15 protein-coding genes are annotated in these 15,924 nt (G+C 72.3%); 7 read left to right on the top strand and 8 right to left on the bottom strand.

What is annotated here, in order from left to right; translation table 11 throughout:
• Nucleotides 1-143 precede the first annotated feature (143 nt).
• From DSY14_RS21995 to DSY14_RS21970, 6 genes are all read left to right on the top strand, one after another.
• Complete coding sequence (locus tag DSY14_RS21995) at nucleotides 144-1,526, top strand: MFS transporter (protein WP_307851302.1); 1,383 nt, start codon at nucleotides 144-146, stop codon at nucleotides 1,524-1,526.
• Nucleotides 1,527-1,688: 162 nt separating this feature from the next.
• A complete protein-coding gene (locus tag DSY14_RS21990) occupies nucleotides 1,689-2,393 on the top strand; it encodes a Crp/Fnr family transcriptional regulator (RefSeq protein WP_211718513.1) in 705 nt (234 codons plus the stop codon).
• 253 nt (nucleotides 2,394-2,646) lie between these two features.
• Entirely contained in the window at nucleotides 2,647-3,240 is a 594-nt protein-coding gene (locus tag DSY14_RS21985) for a class I SAM-dependent methyltransferase (RefSeq protein ID WP_211718512.1), read from the top strand.
• 82 nt (nucleotides 3,241-3,322) lie between these two features.
• A complete protein-coding gene (locus DSY14_RS21980; RefSeq protein WP_211718511.1) occupies nucleotides 3,323-4,465 on the top strand; it encodes an aromatic acid exporter family protein in 1,143 nt (380 codons plus the stop codon).
• A 34-nt stretch (nucleotides 4,466-4,499) separates the two neighbouring features.
• On the top strand, nucleotides 4,500-5,624 hold the full coding sequence (locus DSY14_RS21975; RefSeq protein ID WP_211718510.1) for a PQQ-dependent sugar dehydrogenase: 1,125 nt from the start codon (nucleotides 4,500-4,502) through the stop codon (nucleotides 5,622-5,624).
• A 192-nt stretch (nucleotides 5,625-5,816) separates the two neighbouring features.
• Nucleotides 5,817-7,874, top strand: a complete 2,058-nt coding sequence (locus DSY14_RS21970) for a hypothetical protein (RefSeq protein ID WP_211718509.1) — start codon at nucleotides 5,817-5,819, stop codon at nucleotides 7,872-7,874.
• A 51-nt stretch (nucleotides 7,875-7,925) separates the two neighbouring features.
• Here DSY14_RS21970 and DSY14_RS21965 read toward each other — a convergent pair whose 3' ends face one another.
• The 4 genes from DSY14_RS21965 to DSY14_RS21950 form a co-directional block, all read right to left on the bottom strand.
• The gene (locus tag DSY14_RS21965) at nucleotides 7,926-8,666 is read right to left on the bottom strand and encodes a hypothetical protein (protein WP_211718508.1); all 741 of its coding nucleotides are present in this window, start codon (nucleotides 8,664-8,666) and stop codon (nucleotides 7,926-7,928) included.
• Nucleotides 8,667-8,819: 153 nt separating this feature from the next.
• Nucleotides 8,820-9,398: a hypothetical protein gene (locus DSY14_RS21960; protein WP_211718507.1), complete on the bottom strand. Its 579-nt coding sequence runs from the start codon at nucleotides 9,396-9,398 to the stop codon at nucleotides 8,820-8,822.
• A gap of 98 nt (nucleotides 9,399-9,496) precedes the next feature.
• Nucleotides 9,497-10,180, bottom strand: a complete 684-nt coding sequence (locus DSY14_RS21955) for a hypothetical protein (RefSeq protein WP_211718506.1) — start codon at nucleotides 10,178-10,180, stop codon at nucleotides 9,497-9,499.
• Nucleotides 10,181-10,572: 392 nt separating this feature from the next.
• Nucleotides 10,573-10,905, bottom strand: a complete 333-nt coding sequence (locus DSY14_RS21950; RefSeq protein WP_211718505.1) for a hypothetical protein — start codon at nucleotides 10,903-10,905, stop codon at nucleotides 10,573-10,575.
• Nucleotides 10,906-11,600: 695 nt separating this feature from the next.
• Between DSY14_RS21950 and DSY14_RS21945 the strand changes: the two genes are divergently transcribed.
• The gene (locus tag DSY14_RS21945; protein ID WP_211718504.1) at nucleotides 11,601-12,815 is read left to right on the top strand and encodes an MFS transporter; all 1,215 of its coding nucleotides are present in this window, start codon (nucleotides 11,601-11,603) and stop codon (nucleotides 12,813-12,815) included.
• A gap of 266 nt (nucleotides 12,816-13,081) precedes the next feature.
• On the opposite strand, the gene DSY14_RS21940 is transcribed toward DSY14_RS21945, so the two are convergent.
• From DSY14_RS21940 to DSY14_RS21925, 4 genes are all read right to left on the bottom strand, one after another.
• On the bottom strand, nucleotides 13,082-13,585 hold the full coding sequence (locus DSY14_RS21940; RefSeq protein WP_211718516.1) for a hypothetical protein: 504 nt from the start codon (nucleotides 13,583-13,585) through the stop codon (nucleotides 13,082-13,084).
• A gap of 67 nt (nucleotides 13,586-13,652) precedes the next feature.
• On the bottom strand, nucleotides 13,653-14,588 hold the full coding sequence (locus DSY14_RS21935) for a nucleoside hydrolase (protein WP_307851301.1): 936 nt from the start codon (nucleotides 14,586-14,588) through the stop codon (nucleotides 13,653-13,655).
• Nucleotides 14,589-14,915: 327 nt separating this feature from the next.
• Nucleotides 14,916-15,161 (bottom strand): hypothetical protein, encoded by a 246-nt coding sequence (locus tag DSY14_RS21930; protein WP_211718503.1) that lies wholly within the window; start codon nucleotides 15,159-15,161, stop codon nucleotides 14,916-14,918.
• A gap of 99 nt (nucleotides 15,162-15,260) precedes the next feature.
• Nucleotides 15,261-15,924 (bottom strand): peptidoglycan-binding protein (locus DSY14_RS21925; protein ID WP_211718502.1); only part of this gene is annotated, 664 nt, incomplete at its 5' end.

Genomic DNA, 15,924 nt, shown 5'->3' with positions numbered 1-15,924 from the left:
GCCTCACGCCCATGCCGCTCGCGAAAGACCCGGCCGCCCTCTAGCGGCGGCCGACCTCACCGTTTCCGACCGCCGCATCAGCGTCCCCGCCGGTGCGGTCCTTCGGCCTGCCCGGCGCCCTTCTCACCACGCCGGAAGTTCTCGTGACACCACCTTCGAGCGGCGGCACCCTCGTGCTCGTCACCGTCCTCCTGTCCACCCTGACCCTGCCGTTGGCCCTCACCGGGGCCTCCGTCGCGCTGCCCGACGTCCAGACCGACCTGGGGGTCGGCCTCACCTCGGCGCAGTGGGTCGTCAACGCCTACAACGCCTGTTTCGCCGCCTTCCTCGTGTGCGCCGGCACGATCGCGGACGCGGTCGGACGGACCCGCGTCTTCGTCTTCGGGGTCGGCCTGTTCCTGGTGAGCGGCCTGCTGTGCCTGTTCGCCCCGGGCATCGAGGTCCTGGTCGCACTGCGTGCGCTGGGAGGTGTCGGCGCCGCGGCGGCGGTCGCCGGGGGTGGTTCGATGTTGGCCCTGGCCTTCGAGGGGCCCGCGCGGGCGCGGGCGTTCGGTCTGCTCGGCACCGTGCTGGGCGCGGGCACCGCGTTCGGGCCGGCTGTCGCCGGACTCCTCGTGGAATCCGTGGGCTGGCGGTTCGCCTTCGCCGGACCCGCGATGATCGCCGTCCCGGTCCTGCTCCTCGCCGTGCGCATCCCGGTGATGCCGGGTGACGGCCGTGCCGTGGACCGGTGGGGCGGTGTCCTGTTCACCGCCGCGCTCCTGCTCCTCATCGGTGGCCTCGTGGAGGGACCCGCGCGGGGCGTCGGCGTCCTGGTGGGGCTCCTGTCCCTGGCGGGTCTGTGCGCGGTGGCCTTCGTGCTGGTGGAGCGGCGCCGCGCGGAGCCGCTCGTGGACCTGGACCTGCTGACCGACCGTCGGTTCGTCGCCTACGCGCTGGCGGCGGCCACGTTCATGTCGGTGCTGGTCCCGCTGCTCGTGTACCTGCCGTCCTACCTGATCAGCGTGGTCGCGCTCGGCCCCGGCGAAGCGGGGTCGTGGCTGTTGTTCCTGACCGTCCCGACACTGGTGCTCCCCACGGTGGGCGCGGAACTGGCCGCCCGGCTCCCGCACACGGCGGTCGTGGTCGGGGCGCTCGCGCTGACGGGGGCGGGGGTCCTGGGGCTCACCACCCTGGGACCGGACGCCTCGTTGGGGTCCGTGGCCCTGCCGTTCCTGCTGGTGGGGGCGGGTGTGGGCCTGACCGGCGGAATGATCGACGCCCTGGGCCTGGGCACCGTGGAACCCGACCGCATGGGGGCGGCCGCGGGGGTCTTCAACGCGACCCGGCTGAGCCTGGAGACCGTCTCCATCGCGGTGGTCGGCGCACTCCTGGCGATCCTCACCGGTGGCCGATTGGCGGGTGCGGCCTTCACCGAGGCCCTGCACCTGGTCGCGCTGACGCTCGCCGCGCTGGTCGCGGGGGTCGCGGTCGCCGTGGTCGCCCTCACCCGGGGATCGGGGGTCCGCGCGCCGCTGGAGCGGTGAACCCGGGGACCGGGACGCGCGCCCCGAGGGGTACGGGCCCCGGTCCCACGGTCCTGACCTGTGGCTCCGTGGGGAACGTCACGAACCCGCGGTTCTCCGCGCCGCTACGCACGATTCGGCGGCCACTGGGCATGATGGAGGGGGGAGTGATCGGGAGGACGTATGACCGACTGGCCGGCGGGCACCTTCATGTCCAGGATCGGGGCCCGCGCCGCCGAACGCCTGCTGTCGCTGGCACCGCCGCAGTATCTGCCGGCCAACCGGGTGCTCATCTCCCAGGGGGACGCCGGCGAACAGGTCATGCTCCTCGGGCCCCCACCGGAGGGCGAGAACGAGGAGTCCGCCTGCGTCAAGGTCACCTCGGTCCTGCGCAACGGGACGGAGGCCATGTTCGGGATCCGGCTGCGCGGCGACCTCGTCGGTGAGCTCAGCATGTTCCGCGACACCCCGCCGATCGCCACGGTGACCTCCTGTTCCCCGCTGTCGGTGCGCGCCTTTCCGCACGCGGTGTTCGAGTCGTTCCTGGAGGAGCACCCCGAGGCCTGGCGCGCGCTCGTCAGGATGATGGCCGAACGTCTGGAGTGGGCCGACCGCCACCGCGCCGAGTTCTTCGGCTACGAGGTGGAGGCCCGGCTGGCGCGGGTCCTGGTCGACCTCGCCGAGCGCCACGGCACCCCCACCTCGCAGGGGGTCGCCCTGGGGGTCCGGCTCTCCCACACCGATCTGGGCAAACTCATCGGAGCGCGCACCGACGCGGTCGGCAACGCGATCCGTCGCTTCCGCTCGGAGGGGTTGCTGGAGTCGGGGTACCGCCACGTCGTCATCGTGGACATGGAGCGGTTGAACGGGGTCTACGAGAACGCCTGAGGGATTGCCGACTGATCGGTGGTCCCGGGGTCCCGAAAAGGACAGACTCGGACCCGGGCACCACGCCCGACCCCTCGCTTCGCCTTCAGTAACGCCCAGTCCTCCGGCGTTCCCCCCGGGCGGAGGAGAGCGGTCCCGGCCGTCGGAGTGGTGAGGACGGCACCATTCCGGCGGCCTCCCCCCACATGTCCTGGATCGATGCAGCTCACGGGCCTAGCCTGGTGTTCTGGACGCATCGACCAGGGAGCGACCCGTGACAGCGACACAGCAGCGTCCGCTCACTCTGGACGCCATCGAGACCGACACCGAACGCCTCGGCTTCACGATGTCCTGCGAGGAGGCGGTGGGGCGGCTGCTCCGCGCCCTGGTGGCCGCCAAGCCCGGCGGCCACTTCCTCGAACTCGGCACCGGAACGGGCGCGGGCACCGCGTGGCTCCTGGCCGGCATGGACGATCACTCCCGGCTGGACACCCTCGACAACGACCCCGCGTGCCTGGGCGTGGCCCGCCGACACCACACCGCTGACCCGCGGGTGACCCTCTACGAGGCCGATGGGGGCGCGTGGCTCGGGGACCGCGCCACCGACGACGGTCCGGGGTACGACCTGATCTTCGCCGACACCGGACCGGGCAAGTTCACCCACCTGGACGAGGCCCTGTCCCTGGTGGACCGGGGCGGTTTCTACGTGGTCGACGACCTCGCTCGGCAGCCGGCGCGCACCACCCTGCCGGAGGACCACTGTCTGGCGGTGGAGGCGCTCATCTCGGACCTGGAGTCCCGGGCCGGATGGGAACGGCTCCCGTTGCTCGGCTGGTCCTGTGGGGTCCTCGTCATGGTCCGCCGTTGAGCCATCGGCGAAAGGCGAGTTCGACGCCCCGCTTCCGGGTAAGAGTCGCCACCGTACGCAGGGTGACCACGGAGGGGGAAGCATGGCCCAGGGACGGCTGTGGCAAGGGATCGACCGCGCCTATCGCAGACGGGGTTTCGAGCGGGAGACCGCCGTCCTCATCCTCAAATGCGCCATCGCCGCCACACTCGCCTACGTGGCGGCGTATCTTCTGGGGGAGTCCACCCAGATCGGGTTCGCCCCGTTCACCGCGCTCCTGGTCGTCCGACCGAGCGTGTACGGGTCGGTCCTCCAGTGCGGCCGCTACGTGGCGGCGGTGTTCGCCGGTGCGCTCATGGCCGGCATCACCGGCCTCACCGTCGGCCCCGCGGTGTGGGCGTTCGCCCTGGTCGTCCTGGTGGCCCTCATCGCCGGGCAGGTGCGGTTCTTCGGCCAGCAGGGCACGCAGGTCCCCGTCGTGGCGGCGTTCGCGCTGGCCGGCGGCACCGCCACCAACGTCGAGGACCTGGGGTCGCTCCTGCTGATGGTCTGTGTCGGCGCCGCCTGCGCCCTGCTGACCAACGTCGCCCTCGCCCCCGCCGTCCGGTTCCGGGACGCGGAGAACGCGGTCCTGGACTTCGCGGACGGCCTGCGTTCCCTGACCGGTGACATCGCCGCGGGGCTGCGTGGCGGCCGGGACGGCGTGCGAGCCGACTACTGGGGTGACGCCGTGGACGGGCTCGACGGCACCATCCGCAACGCCCAGGAGTGCGTCGATCGTCAGAAGGACCGGATGCGGTTCAACCCCCGCCGCCTGCTGGCCGACCAGGAACCCTCGCCCGTCCAACTGGACGTCTATCGAGACTGGATCCAGGCCCTGAGCCGGGCCTCGCGTCACGTGCAGTCCCTGGTGCGCACGCTGCGCTCCACCACGCGCTCCGATTCCAGGTTCCCGCCACCGGAAGAGGCCTTCCTGAGGGAACTCGCTCCCGTGCTGGAACGGGCCTCGGAGATCTTCCAGACCGTCCACGACCGGGAGGAGCCGGAGAACCAGGCCCCCTCCGAGAACCTGCGCGCCATGGTCGAGGACGCGCTGGGCGAGGTGGACACCCTGCGCCGGCGCGTGGACCGGGAGTGGGACGACGAGCGGCGTCCGGTGTACAGCGCCCTGCTCACCGACACCGAACGCCTCCTGGAAGAGGTGAACCAGGGGTACGAGAACGTGGAGAGAGCCGACGGGCGGTGAGCGTAGCCCGGCGCTCAGTGGGCAGAGGTGCGGCATGGCACATACACCTACGCGCCTCGTGGCGCGGAGAACCACCACCACGACATGTGCCCTCCTCGGCACCGTCCTCCTTCTCACCTCGTGTTCCGACGGCGACGCCGAGAACATGAGCGACGCGAACGGTTCGGCCGGTGCCGGCCCCCTCGACCTCGGCGCCCCCCAGGACCTGGCCACCGACCTCGACGTTCCCTGGGGCATCGACTTCCTTCCCGACGGGTCGGCGTTGGTGGCCCAGCGGGACTCGGCCGTCGTGGCCCGCGTGACACCGCAGGGGGAGGTGTCCGAGGCCGGGAGCATCAACGGTGTGGAGCACGGTGGGGAGGGGGGTCTGTTGGGGTTGGCGATGGACCCGGACTTCCCCGACGAGCCCTACGCCTACGTGTACTTCACGACCTCCTCGGACAACCGGGTCGCCCGCGTCGCCTACGACGAGGAGACCGGGAGCCTCGGTCAGGCCGACGTGATCCTGGACGGCATCCCCGCGGCGAGTACCCACAACGGCGGGCGGATCGCCTTCGGGCCCGACGGGTACCTCTACGTGGCCACCGGAGACGCCGAGGACACCGACACCTCCCAGGACACCGACTCGCTCGCGGGCAAGATCCTGCGCGTCACGAACGCCGGCGAACCGGCCCCGGACAACCCCTTCGACAACCACGTCTACACCTACGGGCACCGCAACGTGCAGGGCCTGGCCTGGGACGACGAGGAGAACCTCTACGCCACCGAGTTCGGCCAGGACACCCTGGACGAGGTCAACCTCATCGAGGCGGGCAACAACTACGGCTGGCCGATCGTCGAGGGGCCCGGGGGCGAGGACGGGTTCACGGATCCGCTGGTCACCTGGGAGCCGGCGGAGGCCTCGCCCAGTGGCGCGGCCATCGCGGGCGACTCCCTGTGGGTGGCGTCCCTGCGCGGTTCGCGGCTGTGGGAGATTCCGTTGACCGGTGAGGGAGAGGTCGGTGCGCCGGAGGCGCACTTCGTCGACACTTTCGGTCGACTGCGCACGGTCGTCGCCCACCCCGACGGTGACGCGCTGTGGCTGAGCACGAGCAATCGGGACGCCTGGGGTTCGCCCGAGGACGGCGACGACCGCGTCATGAGCGTCCCGCTGGAGTGACCCCGGACCGTGCACGGGCTGTGTGACGTGGGGCGTTTTGCGGGTCGGATCCGCAAAACGCCCTTGTCTCACCTTCGGGCGTCTTGCGCGAACAAGAGTTACTCTGTGTTGTTGCGTGGCGACGAAAGGTGATCTATGTCGGTGTTCAGGCGGTCCCAGTCCCCGGCCGTGCGACCGAGGCGTGCACACAAGGTGACGGCGCTGAGCGTCGCCCTGGCCCTGTCCTCCACCCTGTGCGTGCTGCTCACGGGTCCGGCCGCGGCACGCACGGCGCAGGAGGAGGCCTTCGTGGTCGTGCGCACCGACGGCGACCGCTCGGCGGTCGGCGAGGTCGCGCCATCGGAGGACGTGGCCCTCGTGCTCGTGGACGGCGCCGGCGGGGACCCGATCGAGGAACCCTGGGCCACCTGCACGTCCGCCGCCGACGGCACCTGTACCTTCACCATCCCCCTGGGAGACGGTGGCGTCGCCGAGGGCAGCCGCCTCGCGATCGCGCGCGCCCAGGGCGACGGTGCCGGGGAGAGCGCGCCGTCCCGGATCGGCCGGACCCCCGAACTCCGGCCCGGGACCACCTACGACTCGCTCACCGACGACTTCGCGCGCGGGTCCGAGATCGTGAACGGCCGGCCGGCCACCCCCGATCCCGCGCCGCACGGCGTGTGCGGTGTCGACGCCACCTCGCCCCCGGACCCTCCCGACGCGGAGGACGGTGCGGGAGACAGCGCGGGTGAGACGGCCACGGGCGCTGCGGACGGATCCGACGCGGACGCGCCCGCCACCGGTGACGCCCCGGACGCGACCGACACCGCGGGGCCGGCCGCGGCGGGCCGGGGCTCGGACGAACGGCCGTGCTCGGGCACGGTGTCGGTGACCAAGTACCTGGTTCCGCCCGGGAACGCCGGAGACCTCGGCGACGCGGTGCGGGCGGAATCCGGCTGGACCTTCGACGCGGACGTGTCGGGCACACCGGGGGCCGTGGTGGCCCCGGCGAGCGCCACCACGGACGCGACCGGTTCCGTGCGCTTCGGGCTGGTGCATCCACAGGGTGTGGACGACCTCGTCGTCACCGTCGCCGAGGGCACGCAGGACGGGTACCGGTCGATCGCCCGGGAGGGGGAGCCGGCCGTGTGCTTTCACCGTGACGTGACCGGTGAACGCGGACGGATCGACCTCGCGGAGGAGGCTCCGGTCGGTTCCGCCCCGGGTTTCTCGGTGGAGGTCCCCGCCGACGGGACCATCGAGTGCGACGTCTACGGTGAGCCGGCCCTCGGCGGCGACCTCACCGTCGACCGTCGCTGGGAGATCGACGGTGAGACCGTCGACCACCAGGACCGTCCCGACGGCTTCGACGCGCGCCTGGCCCTGGCCGGCCCCGACGGCGCCGACCCTCGGCCGCAGGAGCCGGGCCGGGTCCGGTCCGGATACCCCCTCGACGCCGCCGTCACCGGCACCGAGGACGTCGAGGTCCCCGAGGGCTGCGTGGTCGACGCGGTGCGCATGGCCCGGGGAGAGGACCCCGACACCGCGCCGTCGGTGGACCCCGCGGACCTGGACTTCGAGCTCTACGCGCCCTCCAGCAGGTACGTCCTCACCCACGCGGTCTCGTGCGACACCACGTTGACCCTGGCCCGCACGGCCGACCACGGCGCGGTCGGCACGGCCGTCACGACGGACTGGACCCTGACCGCCGACGGCCCGACCGCGGTGGAGGGGACCGGCGCCGGCGAACAGGTGACGGACGTGGCGGTCGGCCCCGGCCGCTACGCGCTGGGGGAGAACGGGCCGGAAGGGTACGCGCTCGACGCGTGGACCTGCCGATCCGACGACGCGGGCGAGGCGATCAACGACGGCGGCACGGTCGACGTCGGGTTCGGTCAGAAGGTCACCTGCACGGCGCACCACGTGTTCGAGGGGACGGAGTCGACAGCGGGTTCCGGGACGGGTGGTGAGACGGGTCCGGAGCCGGGTTCCGAGACCGGTTCCGACCCCCGGGCCACGGCGGGCTCCGGACCGTCCGACGCCGGACCGGGGGCCGACACCGGTCAGGCCGCGGGCGAGGGGCCCGCGTCCGACTCCGCGTCGGTGACGCTCGCCGAACCGATGGACGGGTCGAGCCCGGCCGCGGGGGCCGGGCTGCCCATCACCGGCGCGACGATGGGCGGCATCATCGGTACGGCCGCCCTGCTGCTCCTCGCCGGCGTGCTGTCGATGGCCATCGTGTGGCAGCGCCGGGAGTATCCGCACGCGTGAACCGGTCCGGGGTCGGCGCGGCGTCGCCGGCCCCGGAACCTTCGGGGTCGATCAGTCGAGCAGGCCGCGCGGGATGACCTCCTGGCCGAGCACACGGCGGATCTCGTCGTCCTCACCGAGGTGACCCGGGTGCTCCGCGCCTTCGCGCAGTCGGTCGCTCACCGCGGCGACGACCCGGTCGTCCAGCAGCGCCCGGGCGAGCGGGGCCGCCTCCACGGCCTCACGCCACCGGCGCAGCGCGTCCAACCGGCCGTGTTCCACCGCCTCACGGGTCATGTGGAACAGCCCGTCGACGTTGCGGTCGTGGGCCTCCTCGTCCAGGAGGTCGACGTCGACGATCGGCACGGGCAGGTGTCCATCGCCGTCGGCGCGCAGGTGGTAGACGCGCCACACCCGGCCGTTGGTGAGGTAGATCCACTCGGCGCCCTCCTCGGAGGCCAGCCGCCGGGACATCTGGATGTTGCGCAGATCCAATTCCTGGCCGATCCGCCGCACCTCGACCGGGGCGAAGAGCGCGCCCTCCAGCATGATCGCGTAGTCGATGGAGTCGCCGCTGGTGCGGTACTCGGTGGTCATGTCGCGGTACTTGCTGAAGTTGAGGCCGACGTCGCAGAAGTCGGCGACCAGCAGGCGGGTGTCCCCGTCGTTGGCGTCGCGCTCGGCGAGCTCCGCGAGTGGGCCGGAGAACCGGTCGACCGCGGCGGCCACACGGCCTCGGACCGCGGACTCCCACCCGTGACTGGTGGTGTACTCGCCGGTCCTGGTCATGACCTGGGTCTCTTCAGCGTCCATGCCGTCCGTTTCCGTGTCTGGGGCGACCCCGTCACACGGCGTTCTCCGGAGGGCGGGGCGCGCGGACGGGGGGAGAATCCGCCACAGATGCTACCGCTCGGCGGGGCCCCGGCTCGAAGCCGAGGCCCCGGTGTTCAGGGGGTTCGCCCGCGTTCAGGGGGTCGGACCGTCATCGCCGTTGAGCTGTCGGACGAAGCTCCGGTAATCGCGCAGGGCCAGGCGCAGCACCTCGGTGTCCGCGTTGTCGGCGTCCTCCCAGGCGGTGCGCAGCGCCGTGCGCCGCTCCTCCAGGGCGGCGACCACGGCCGAGGCGACCTCCGCCGCCAGCGCGTCCGCCTCCAGAACGGCCGAACGCGGATCGTCCACGAACCCGATCTGCAGTTCGTTCCAGCGCTCCCGCAGCCCGTCGCTCTCCAAACCACGGGGCCGGAGCCGCCAGGGCTCCTCGTCCCGGTTCGAGGGCCGACCCGAGGTGGACGCGGGCCGATCGGGCTCGGCGGAGCGGGCCGCGGGCTTCTTCGGCTCGGCCGCGGGGCGCTTGCGCGCCGGGGAACTCCGTTTGCTCCGACCGCTGCTCCCCGGTTCACGGTGGGGGAGGGGGTCGGGGTCCTTCACCTGGGCGTCGACCTCGGTGATGGTCGGGTCGACGTGGTCCGGCGCGGGGACCCAGGGTCCGTCGTCGTCGGACGCGGGGGTCGTCGCCGCGGCGTCCGGTTCCTTCGAGATCTCCACCGGTCGTGCCTCCTGATCCGGTCGTCGGGTCCGTGTGTGGTGTGCGCGCAGGGTCCAGCGGGCTCCGCCCCCGCCACCTCCGGAGAGGCCGGAACCGCTCACCGACCTTCCTCCGCGGCGTTCTCGACGGGCTGATCACCGGTCGAGGCGGGCCGCTCTCCACCGGACCCGCCGTCGTCTCGCCCGGACCCGCCGTTGCGGGGCGCGAGTCCGCCGAGAAGCGAGTCGGCGAGGCGGCGGTAGGCCACCAGCGCCTCGCGCAGGTTCTCGGTCTGTTCCTGGTCGGCCTCGGCGAGGTGGCCGGCGGCGTGGGTGCGACGGAAGTCGGCCACGGCGGCGGGGTGGTCCACGGACAGCACCTTGGCCAGGCGCTCGAAGCCGTCGTCGTCGGCGGTGACGGTGGGGACCTCGGGGTAGCCGACGTCCCGCATGACCGACTCGACGAGACCGCGGGCGTCGTGCACGGCGCGGACCGGGTCGTCCACGAAGTGCTGTTGGATCGTGGTCCAGGCGTCCGCGTACGTCCGACGTTCTTCGTCGGTGAGGTCGCGGAGTTCGATGCCCTGGCGCTGGTAGAGCCGTTCCGCGAGGTCCTTCTCGGCCCCGGCGGTGTCGCCGTGGGTCTCCACGGCGTGGTCGTACTCCGCACCGAAGCGCTGCTTGAGTCGGGCCGTGCGCCGGGCCGGCAGGATCGAGGACCGCGCGGCGAACGTGATACCTGCGACGAGCACGGCCGCGACCACGACGAGTATCGCGATGATGACTAGGGTTTGCGTCTCCACGGGGGTACCTCCTGTGCGGCTCTTGCCCCTGAGCGTCCCCATGAAACGCCGACCCCTGGGCGACGCGGTGTTCGCGCTGATCAGGGGGTGTGCGGTGGGGGATGGTCGGTTCGCCGTGTTTTCGACCGGCCGATTCTTCGCGGTGCCTGAGGGGACGTGGGGGCCGCGAGTGCGCCCTGGGCGCGTGGTGACCGCTGGGGAGGGGCACCCGTGGTGCGCGCGGGGTGTCCGGGCACGGTGCGCGGGTGGGACGCGGGTGTACGCCGCCGAGGAGGGGTGCCGCGTGCTCTCCCGGCTGCGCTGCGCGGGTGGGACCAAGCCCTGAGCCCGCACGCGTCCGCAACCGCAGGGGTGCCCGCGTACGGCGCGCGGGGGTGACCGTGTACGGGCGCTCAGCCCGACGGCAACCGCTGTCCGAGCCGCAGATCGACCCCGCCGTCGGCGGGGACGGCCGCGGCGACCGTCCAGACGCGCTCGTCGACACGGGTGCCCCGAGCCGTGGTGTAGCCCGCCACGACCAGGACCGGGGGACTCTCGCCGTCCTCCCGCAACAGTCGCGCGCTCGACCGCGCACCGTCGGAGAACTCCACGCCGAACTCCTCCGGCGTGTGGTGGATCGCGCCGTGTCCGCTCTCGGCCTCGACCCGCATCCGGGCGCCGGGGAACAGATGGCTGTACCCGACGTGGGCGGTGGCTCCCGTCGCGGGTTCCTGTGCGTCCGCCATGTGCGTCCCCCACTCGCTCGGCTCCGTTCGTGATCGTTCCCCGTCCCGACCGTTCGCTACCCCCGTCCTTCGCCGCCCCGCCGCTCTGAACAGGGCCGACGGGGTGCGCGCCGGGCACGTTCCGGCGCCGTGCGTGACACGTGCCGTGGCTCGCCCGCCCGACCCGCGCGTGGCCCGTGCGCGGGCGTGGAGCGCTCACCTGGCGTTCCAGGTGGCCGCGTGGCCGCGTGTTCCATCCCACATCCGGTCGGGAGCCAACGCCGGGAGCCGTGAAACAAAACCCCGGGTCGGTCCGGAAAAAGGTCGGAAAACTTCGTCGGCGATCTCCGTGTGTCCTGTTATGTGGCAAAAGTGATCGCTCGGAAAAGTCGAAAACAAGGATATGAGGACCATGCGAGTTCTTTTGGGCAAGCCTCTTGATTGCAGATCAAGATTAGATCTCGGACAATCATCTTGTTGTTCATGAATGCGTTGAGGATAGGATTTGAGCGATTCGCAGGAACAGGAATCACGGGCGCGAAATGCTTCTCTGTCGCCGGCGGTGCTTGTAATCTCTCTCTTTCAGCCGGCCGTGGGTCGAACGACGAGTACGCAGGGCAGAGCGATCCCCTTGGCGTCATCCCCCACCGTCACCCATGTATTCCGAACGCCGGCCTGAATCCATTTCATCACCCCGCAGGACGTGGAGAGTGTCCGTGAGCCCCGACACCGCACAAAGTCATCCAGGAACCGTTGCCGCCGAGAAGCAGGCGTTGTACGCCCGTTCGGCGCTGGCCGGGTACTTCTTTCTGACCGGCGCGCTACTGCCCGTGTGGGCGTCACGGATCCCGGCCGTGAAGGACCAGGCCGGCGTCGGCGCCGACCAGTTGGGCCTCGCACTCCTCTGCATGGGGGTGGGGGCGATGGTCACGGCCCGTCTGGGCGGAGCACTGCTCGACCGGTGCGCCCCCCGGTTCGTCATCGCCCCGGCCGCGGTGGCCGCGGCGCTCTGCCTCATCCTGCCCGGGACGGCCCGCGGGCCCCAGGAATTGGCGGCGGCGCTGTTCGTGCTGGGCACCGCCCACTCCCTGCTCAACGTCAGCGTCAACACCCACGCGGCCGTTCTGCAGCGGCCGCTGGGACGGTCGCTGATGTCGTCCTTCCACGCCTTCGTCTCTCTGGGGGCGTGCTTCGGCGCTCTGTGCGGGATGTTCACCGCCTACGCCGGCCTGTCACCTCTGGTCGCGTTCCAGTCCATGGGCGTGCTCCTCGCCCTGGTGGCGCTCCTGCCCGTGGGCGCCCTCGTACGGTTCGTGCCACCGGAGCCACGACATCCGCGCCCCGACGGCGGGGCCGAACCCCGGCCCCGGCTCTCGCCGCACCTGCTGCTGGTGGGGGCGCTGGTCCTGGCCGCCATGCTGTCCGAGAGCGCCGTCCAGGACTGGAGCGCGCTCTTCGCGCAGGAGAGCGTGGGCGCGTCCGGCACGTTCGCGGCCTCGGTGTTCGCCGCGTTCACCGTCACCATGACCCTCGGCCGTCTGATGGGAGACCGTCTGGCCCTGTGGTTGGGCCGGGTCAACCTCCTGCGGTCCGGCGCGCTGCTGGTGATCGGCGGGTTCGCCATCGCCCTGGGCATCCCGTGGCCGGCGACGGTGCTGTTGGGCTTCGCCCTGGTCGGACTGGGGCTGTCGTGCGCGGTGCCCCAGCTGTTCAGCGCGGCGGCGGAGATCGACCCCCGCCACGTCGGAAGGAACCTGGGAACGGTCGCGGCGATCGGTTACCTCGGACCTCTCGTGGGAGCTCCGGTGATCGGGATGCTGTCCGCCCAGTTCGGTGTGGGGACCGGTCTTCTGCTGCCGGTGCTCCTGGCGTGCGGCCTCGCGCTCGGGGCCGGTGTGGCCCGTCCCCGCGGGCAGAGCCCCCTGGGCTGACCCGCGACGCGCCGGCGGTGCGCGCGGCCTCGACGTGCCGTGGTCCGGTGGCCACGTCGTGCCGTGAGCCCGTGGCGGGACCGGGTCGGGGTGAGCCGCCACGAGTCCGGTCCGATGGCCCGTACACGAGCACGGCCCCCGGTCCGCGCGACATCGCGTGGACCGGGGGCCGTCCCTCGTGTGGAACCGGTGGCCGGTGGCCGCGCGCACCGCCCGGTGTGCCGTCGCCGGATCGTCCCCCACGCCCGGACCCTCGCGCCCACGGGTCAGGGGCGGTCCTCGACCTCCGCCACCCAGGCGGTCTCCGTGATCACCGCGTAGTGGTTCACCCTCGGGTACTCCACGTCCTCCGGTTCCGACGCGTCGGGCTCGACCGCCACGATCTCCAGGTAGAGGGGCGCCCCGGTGTCGGCGTCGAACATGATGCGGCGCTCCAACGACCCGCCCTCGACCGACGCGTCGTCCTCGACCAGGAACAGCTCACCCTCGCGGCCGTGCCGGTCCTCCGCCGCACCCGCGTGCAGCACACCGTCGTGTTCGGCCAGGGCGCGCAGCACCGCCGCCTGCACCCGCGGATCGACCGGGGCCTCGGTGTACAGGCTTTCCAGCGCGTAGAACAGCGTGGCCTCCGGGCTCCCGGCGTCGAAGCCGGCCCCCCGCAGGAGCTGTCGCTCCACCTCCTCCGGGTCGGTGGACAGGGCCTCCGGGTCCCAGGTGAAGAACCACCCGTCACCGCCCTCGCCGGGGCCCCACGTGCGGGCCGCGACCACGGCCCCGGCCGTGGGACGGACCCGTTCGGCGCGCGGACGCCGGGGGACTTTCGCACCCGCTCGGTGCTCAGTGCCGCACCTGCGGCGGGGCGGGATGGGCCGGCTCCACGTCGGGGTCGAGCCTCTGGTGCAACCAGGCCATGAAGGCGCCGTACCGCGCCGCGTGACTCACCCGCACCGGTGTTCCGTGGTCGGCCGAGGTCGTGCGGCCGATCGCGTCCACGACGAGGGACAAGGGGCGGGAGTCGACGAAGGGCAGGGCGAGGGCGGCGCTCAGGGCCAGCGCGTCGTGTTGTTTCGAGGCCGGATGGAAGCGCGTGAACCAGCGGTCCAGGTGGGCGGCCAACAGCCCGGCCCAGTCGGGGGCGTCTGGCGCGGCCAGGGTCCGGTAGAGGGGGTGTGCGGCGTGGACCTCGGTGTCGGGGACGAAGGTGATCTCGGAAGTGACGAACTCACCGGGGGCCAGGCGCCCGTCGGCCATGGCGGCGAACACCGTGTGCACCGCGTCCACGTCGAGGCGGAAGTTGTGCTCGGCCCGGTCCGGGTGGCGGTAGCGCAGCGCACCGCCCATCTGGGTCACCCGGAGCCGGGGGGTGAGTTCGGGGGCCTCCTCCACCAGGCGGGCCAGGTTGGTGAGGGGGCCCATGCCCACCCAACGCAACGGTCCGGGGTGGGCGGCCGCGACCGTCCTCACCGCGGTGACGACATCCGTGTCCTGCGCGGGGACGGTGTCGGGGACCAGGCCGTCGACGCAGTAGTAGGGAGTGTCGTCGAGGCTCGCCCCGGCGACCACCGGCACGTCCGCGCGGCCGAGACCGTCCAGGAGGTGGCGGGCGAAACGGGCCCGTCGACCGGGGCCGTGCGCACCGCCGGTCTCGTCGCCGGTCAGCAGCAGCGTCAGGTGCGGGGAGCAACGGGCCGCGGCCGTCACGGCGAGGGCGTCGTCGGCGTCGCCGCCGATGTCGGTGTCGATGATCAGCGGGGTCGCTCGCAGGTCCTCCACCCCGGGGCCGTCGTCCCGCAGCGCCGCCGCCGCGTGCGCGGGCCCCGCTTCGCCTGCTGTGGTCGGCCTTGAGATACGTTGGCGCCCGCCGCTCGGCGGGCGCCAACGTATCTCTTCACCCGTCGACCATCCGGGCCCGGCCTCGCGCGTGCGGACCGGGCCGGGTCGGCCGCGGAGCCGGTGCGCAGGCGCGGCGCCCGGCCCGTTCCGCGCGGTCGATCCCGGGAGGCCCCGTACGCACAGGGGAGGAGCCCCGATCCTTCTTCGGATCGAGGCCCCTCCGCGCGGATGCGGTGCCGGACCGCCCGGCCCGCGGTGTCGCCCGAGCTAGCGGACGTGGACGAGCCACATGTCACTGCTGCCGCTGTACTCGCACTTGTATTCGGTGTAGTCGTGCAGGTCGCTGTTGTTCTCGATGTAGTCCTGGCCCTCGGTGTTGCACGCCGACTGCGTGGGGAAGCCGCCGACCACGGTCCAGTCCGAGGCGGACGCGGGGCTCGAACCCAGGGCCAGGGCGAGGGACGCGGCTCCGACCGCCAGACCGGTGGCGATGCGCGTGCGCATGGACTTCATGGTTCCTCCTGTGCTGTCGCTTGCGGTGGTGACGTCACGTGGGTCCGGTGTGACGGGTGGGGGACAGGGCTTCGGTGTCACACGCGGTGTGAGGTGGGATCAGGGGTTCTCGGGAACGGTGACCAGGGCGTGGAAGGTCGCGGGACCGACCTGACCGTCGGCGTCGAGGCCGACCTGCTCCTGGAAGGACTCGACCGCGGCGTGGGTCGAGGGGCCGAAGGTGCCCGGCTCGGCGGTGTGCGTCTCGTATCCGTCGGCGCCGAGGTCGTAGCCGAGCTTCTCGGCCAGGGCGGTCTGCACGGCGGCGACCGCGTGTCCCTCGTCGCCCTGGGAGAGCGTGCCGGCCTCTTCGGTCAGGAACTCCCAGCTGCGGGTGTCCAGCACACCGGTGACCTTGAGGTCCGTGCCCTGCTGGTAGTCCATCAGGGACTCGACGGTGGCCTCGTCGAACCGGTCGTCGAGGACCTCACCGGGCTTCAGGGAGCCCTCGTCGGCCAGCAGGTACTTGGCGATCGCCACGTTCCAGCCCATCTCGCCCTGCCGGTACTCGGGCCAGGTGCCGGGCTCGGCGGGGTCGCCGATGGGCGGTGCGGCGCCGCCGTGGACGGTGTCGTCGATCCAGTCGGCGTGCGCGACGGTGTCGGTGAAGACCGTCGGACCCACACAGAGGGGGTTCTCGTCGAAGTCGCCGTCCCGGCTGATGACGCCGGCCAGTTCCCAGGCTCCTTCCTCGCCGCGGAGGACGGGGCCGCCGGAGTCGGTG

Origin of the sequence: Nocardiopsis sp. MG754419, assembly GCF_018207095.1 — a bacterium.
GTDB lineage: Bacteria > Actinomycetota > Actinomycetes > Streptosporangiales > Streptosporangiaceae > Nocardiopsis.
Note: the sequence above shows the minus strand (reverse complement) of the source record. Positions and strands in the feature narration are given on the sequence as shown.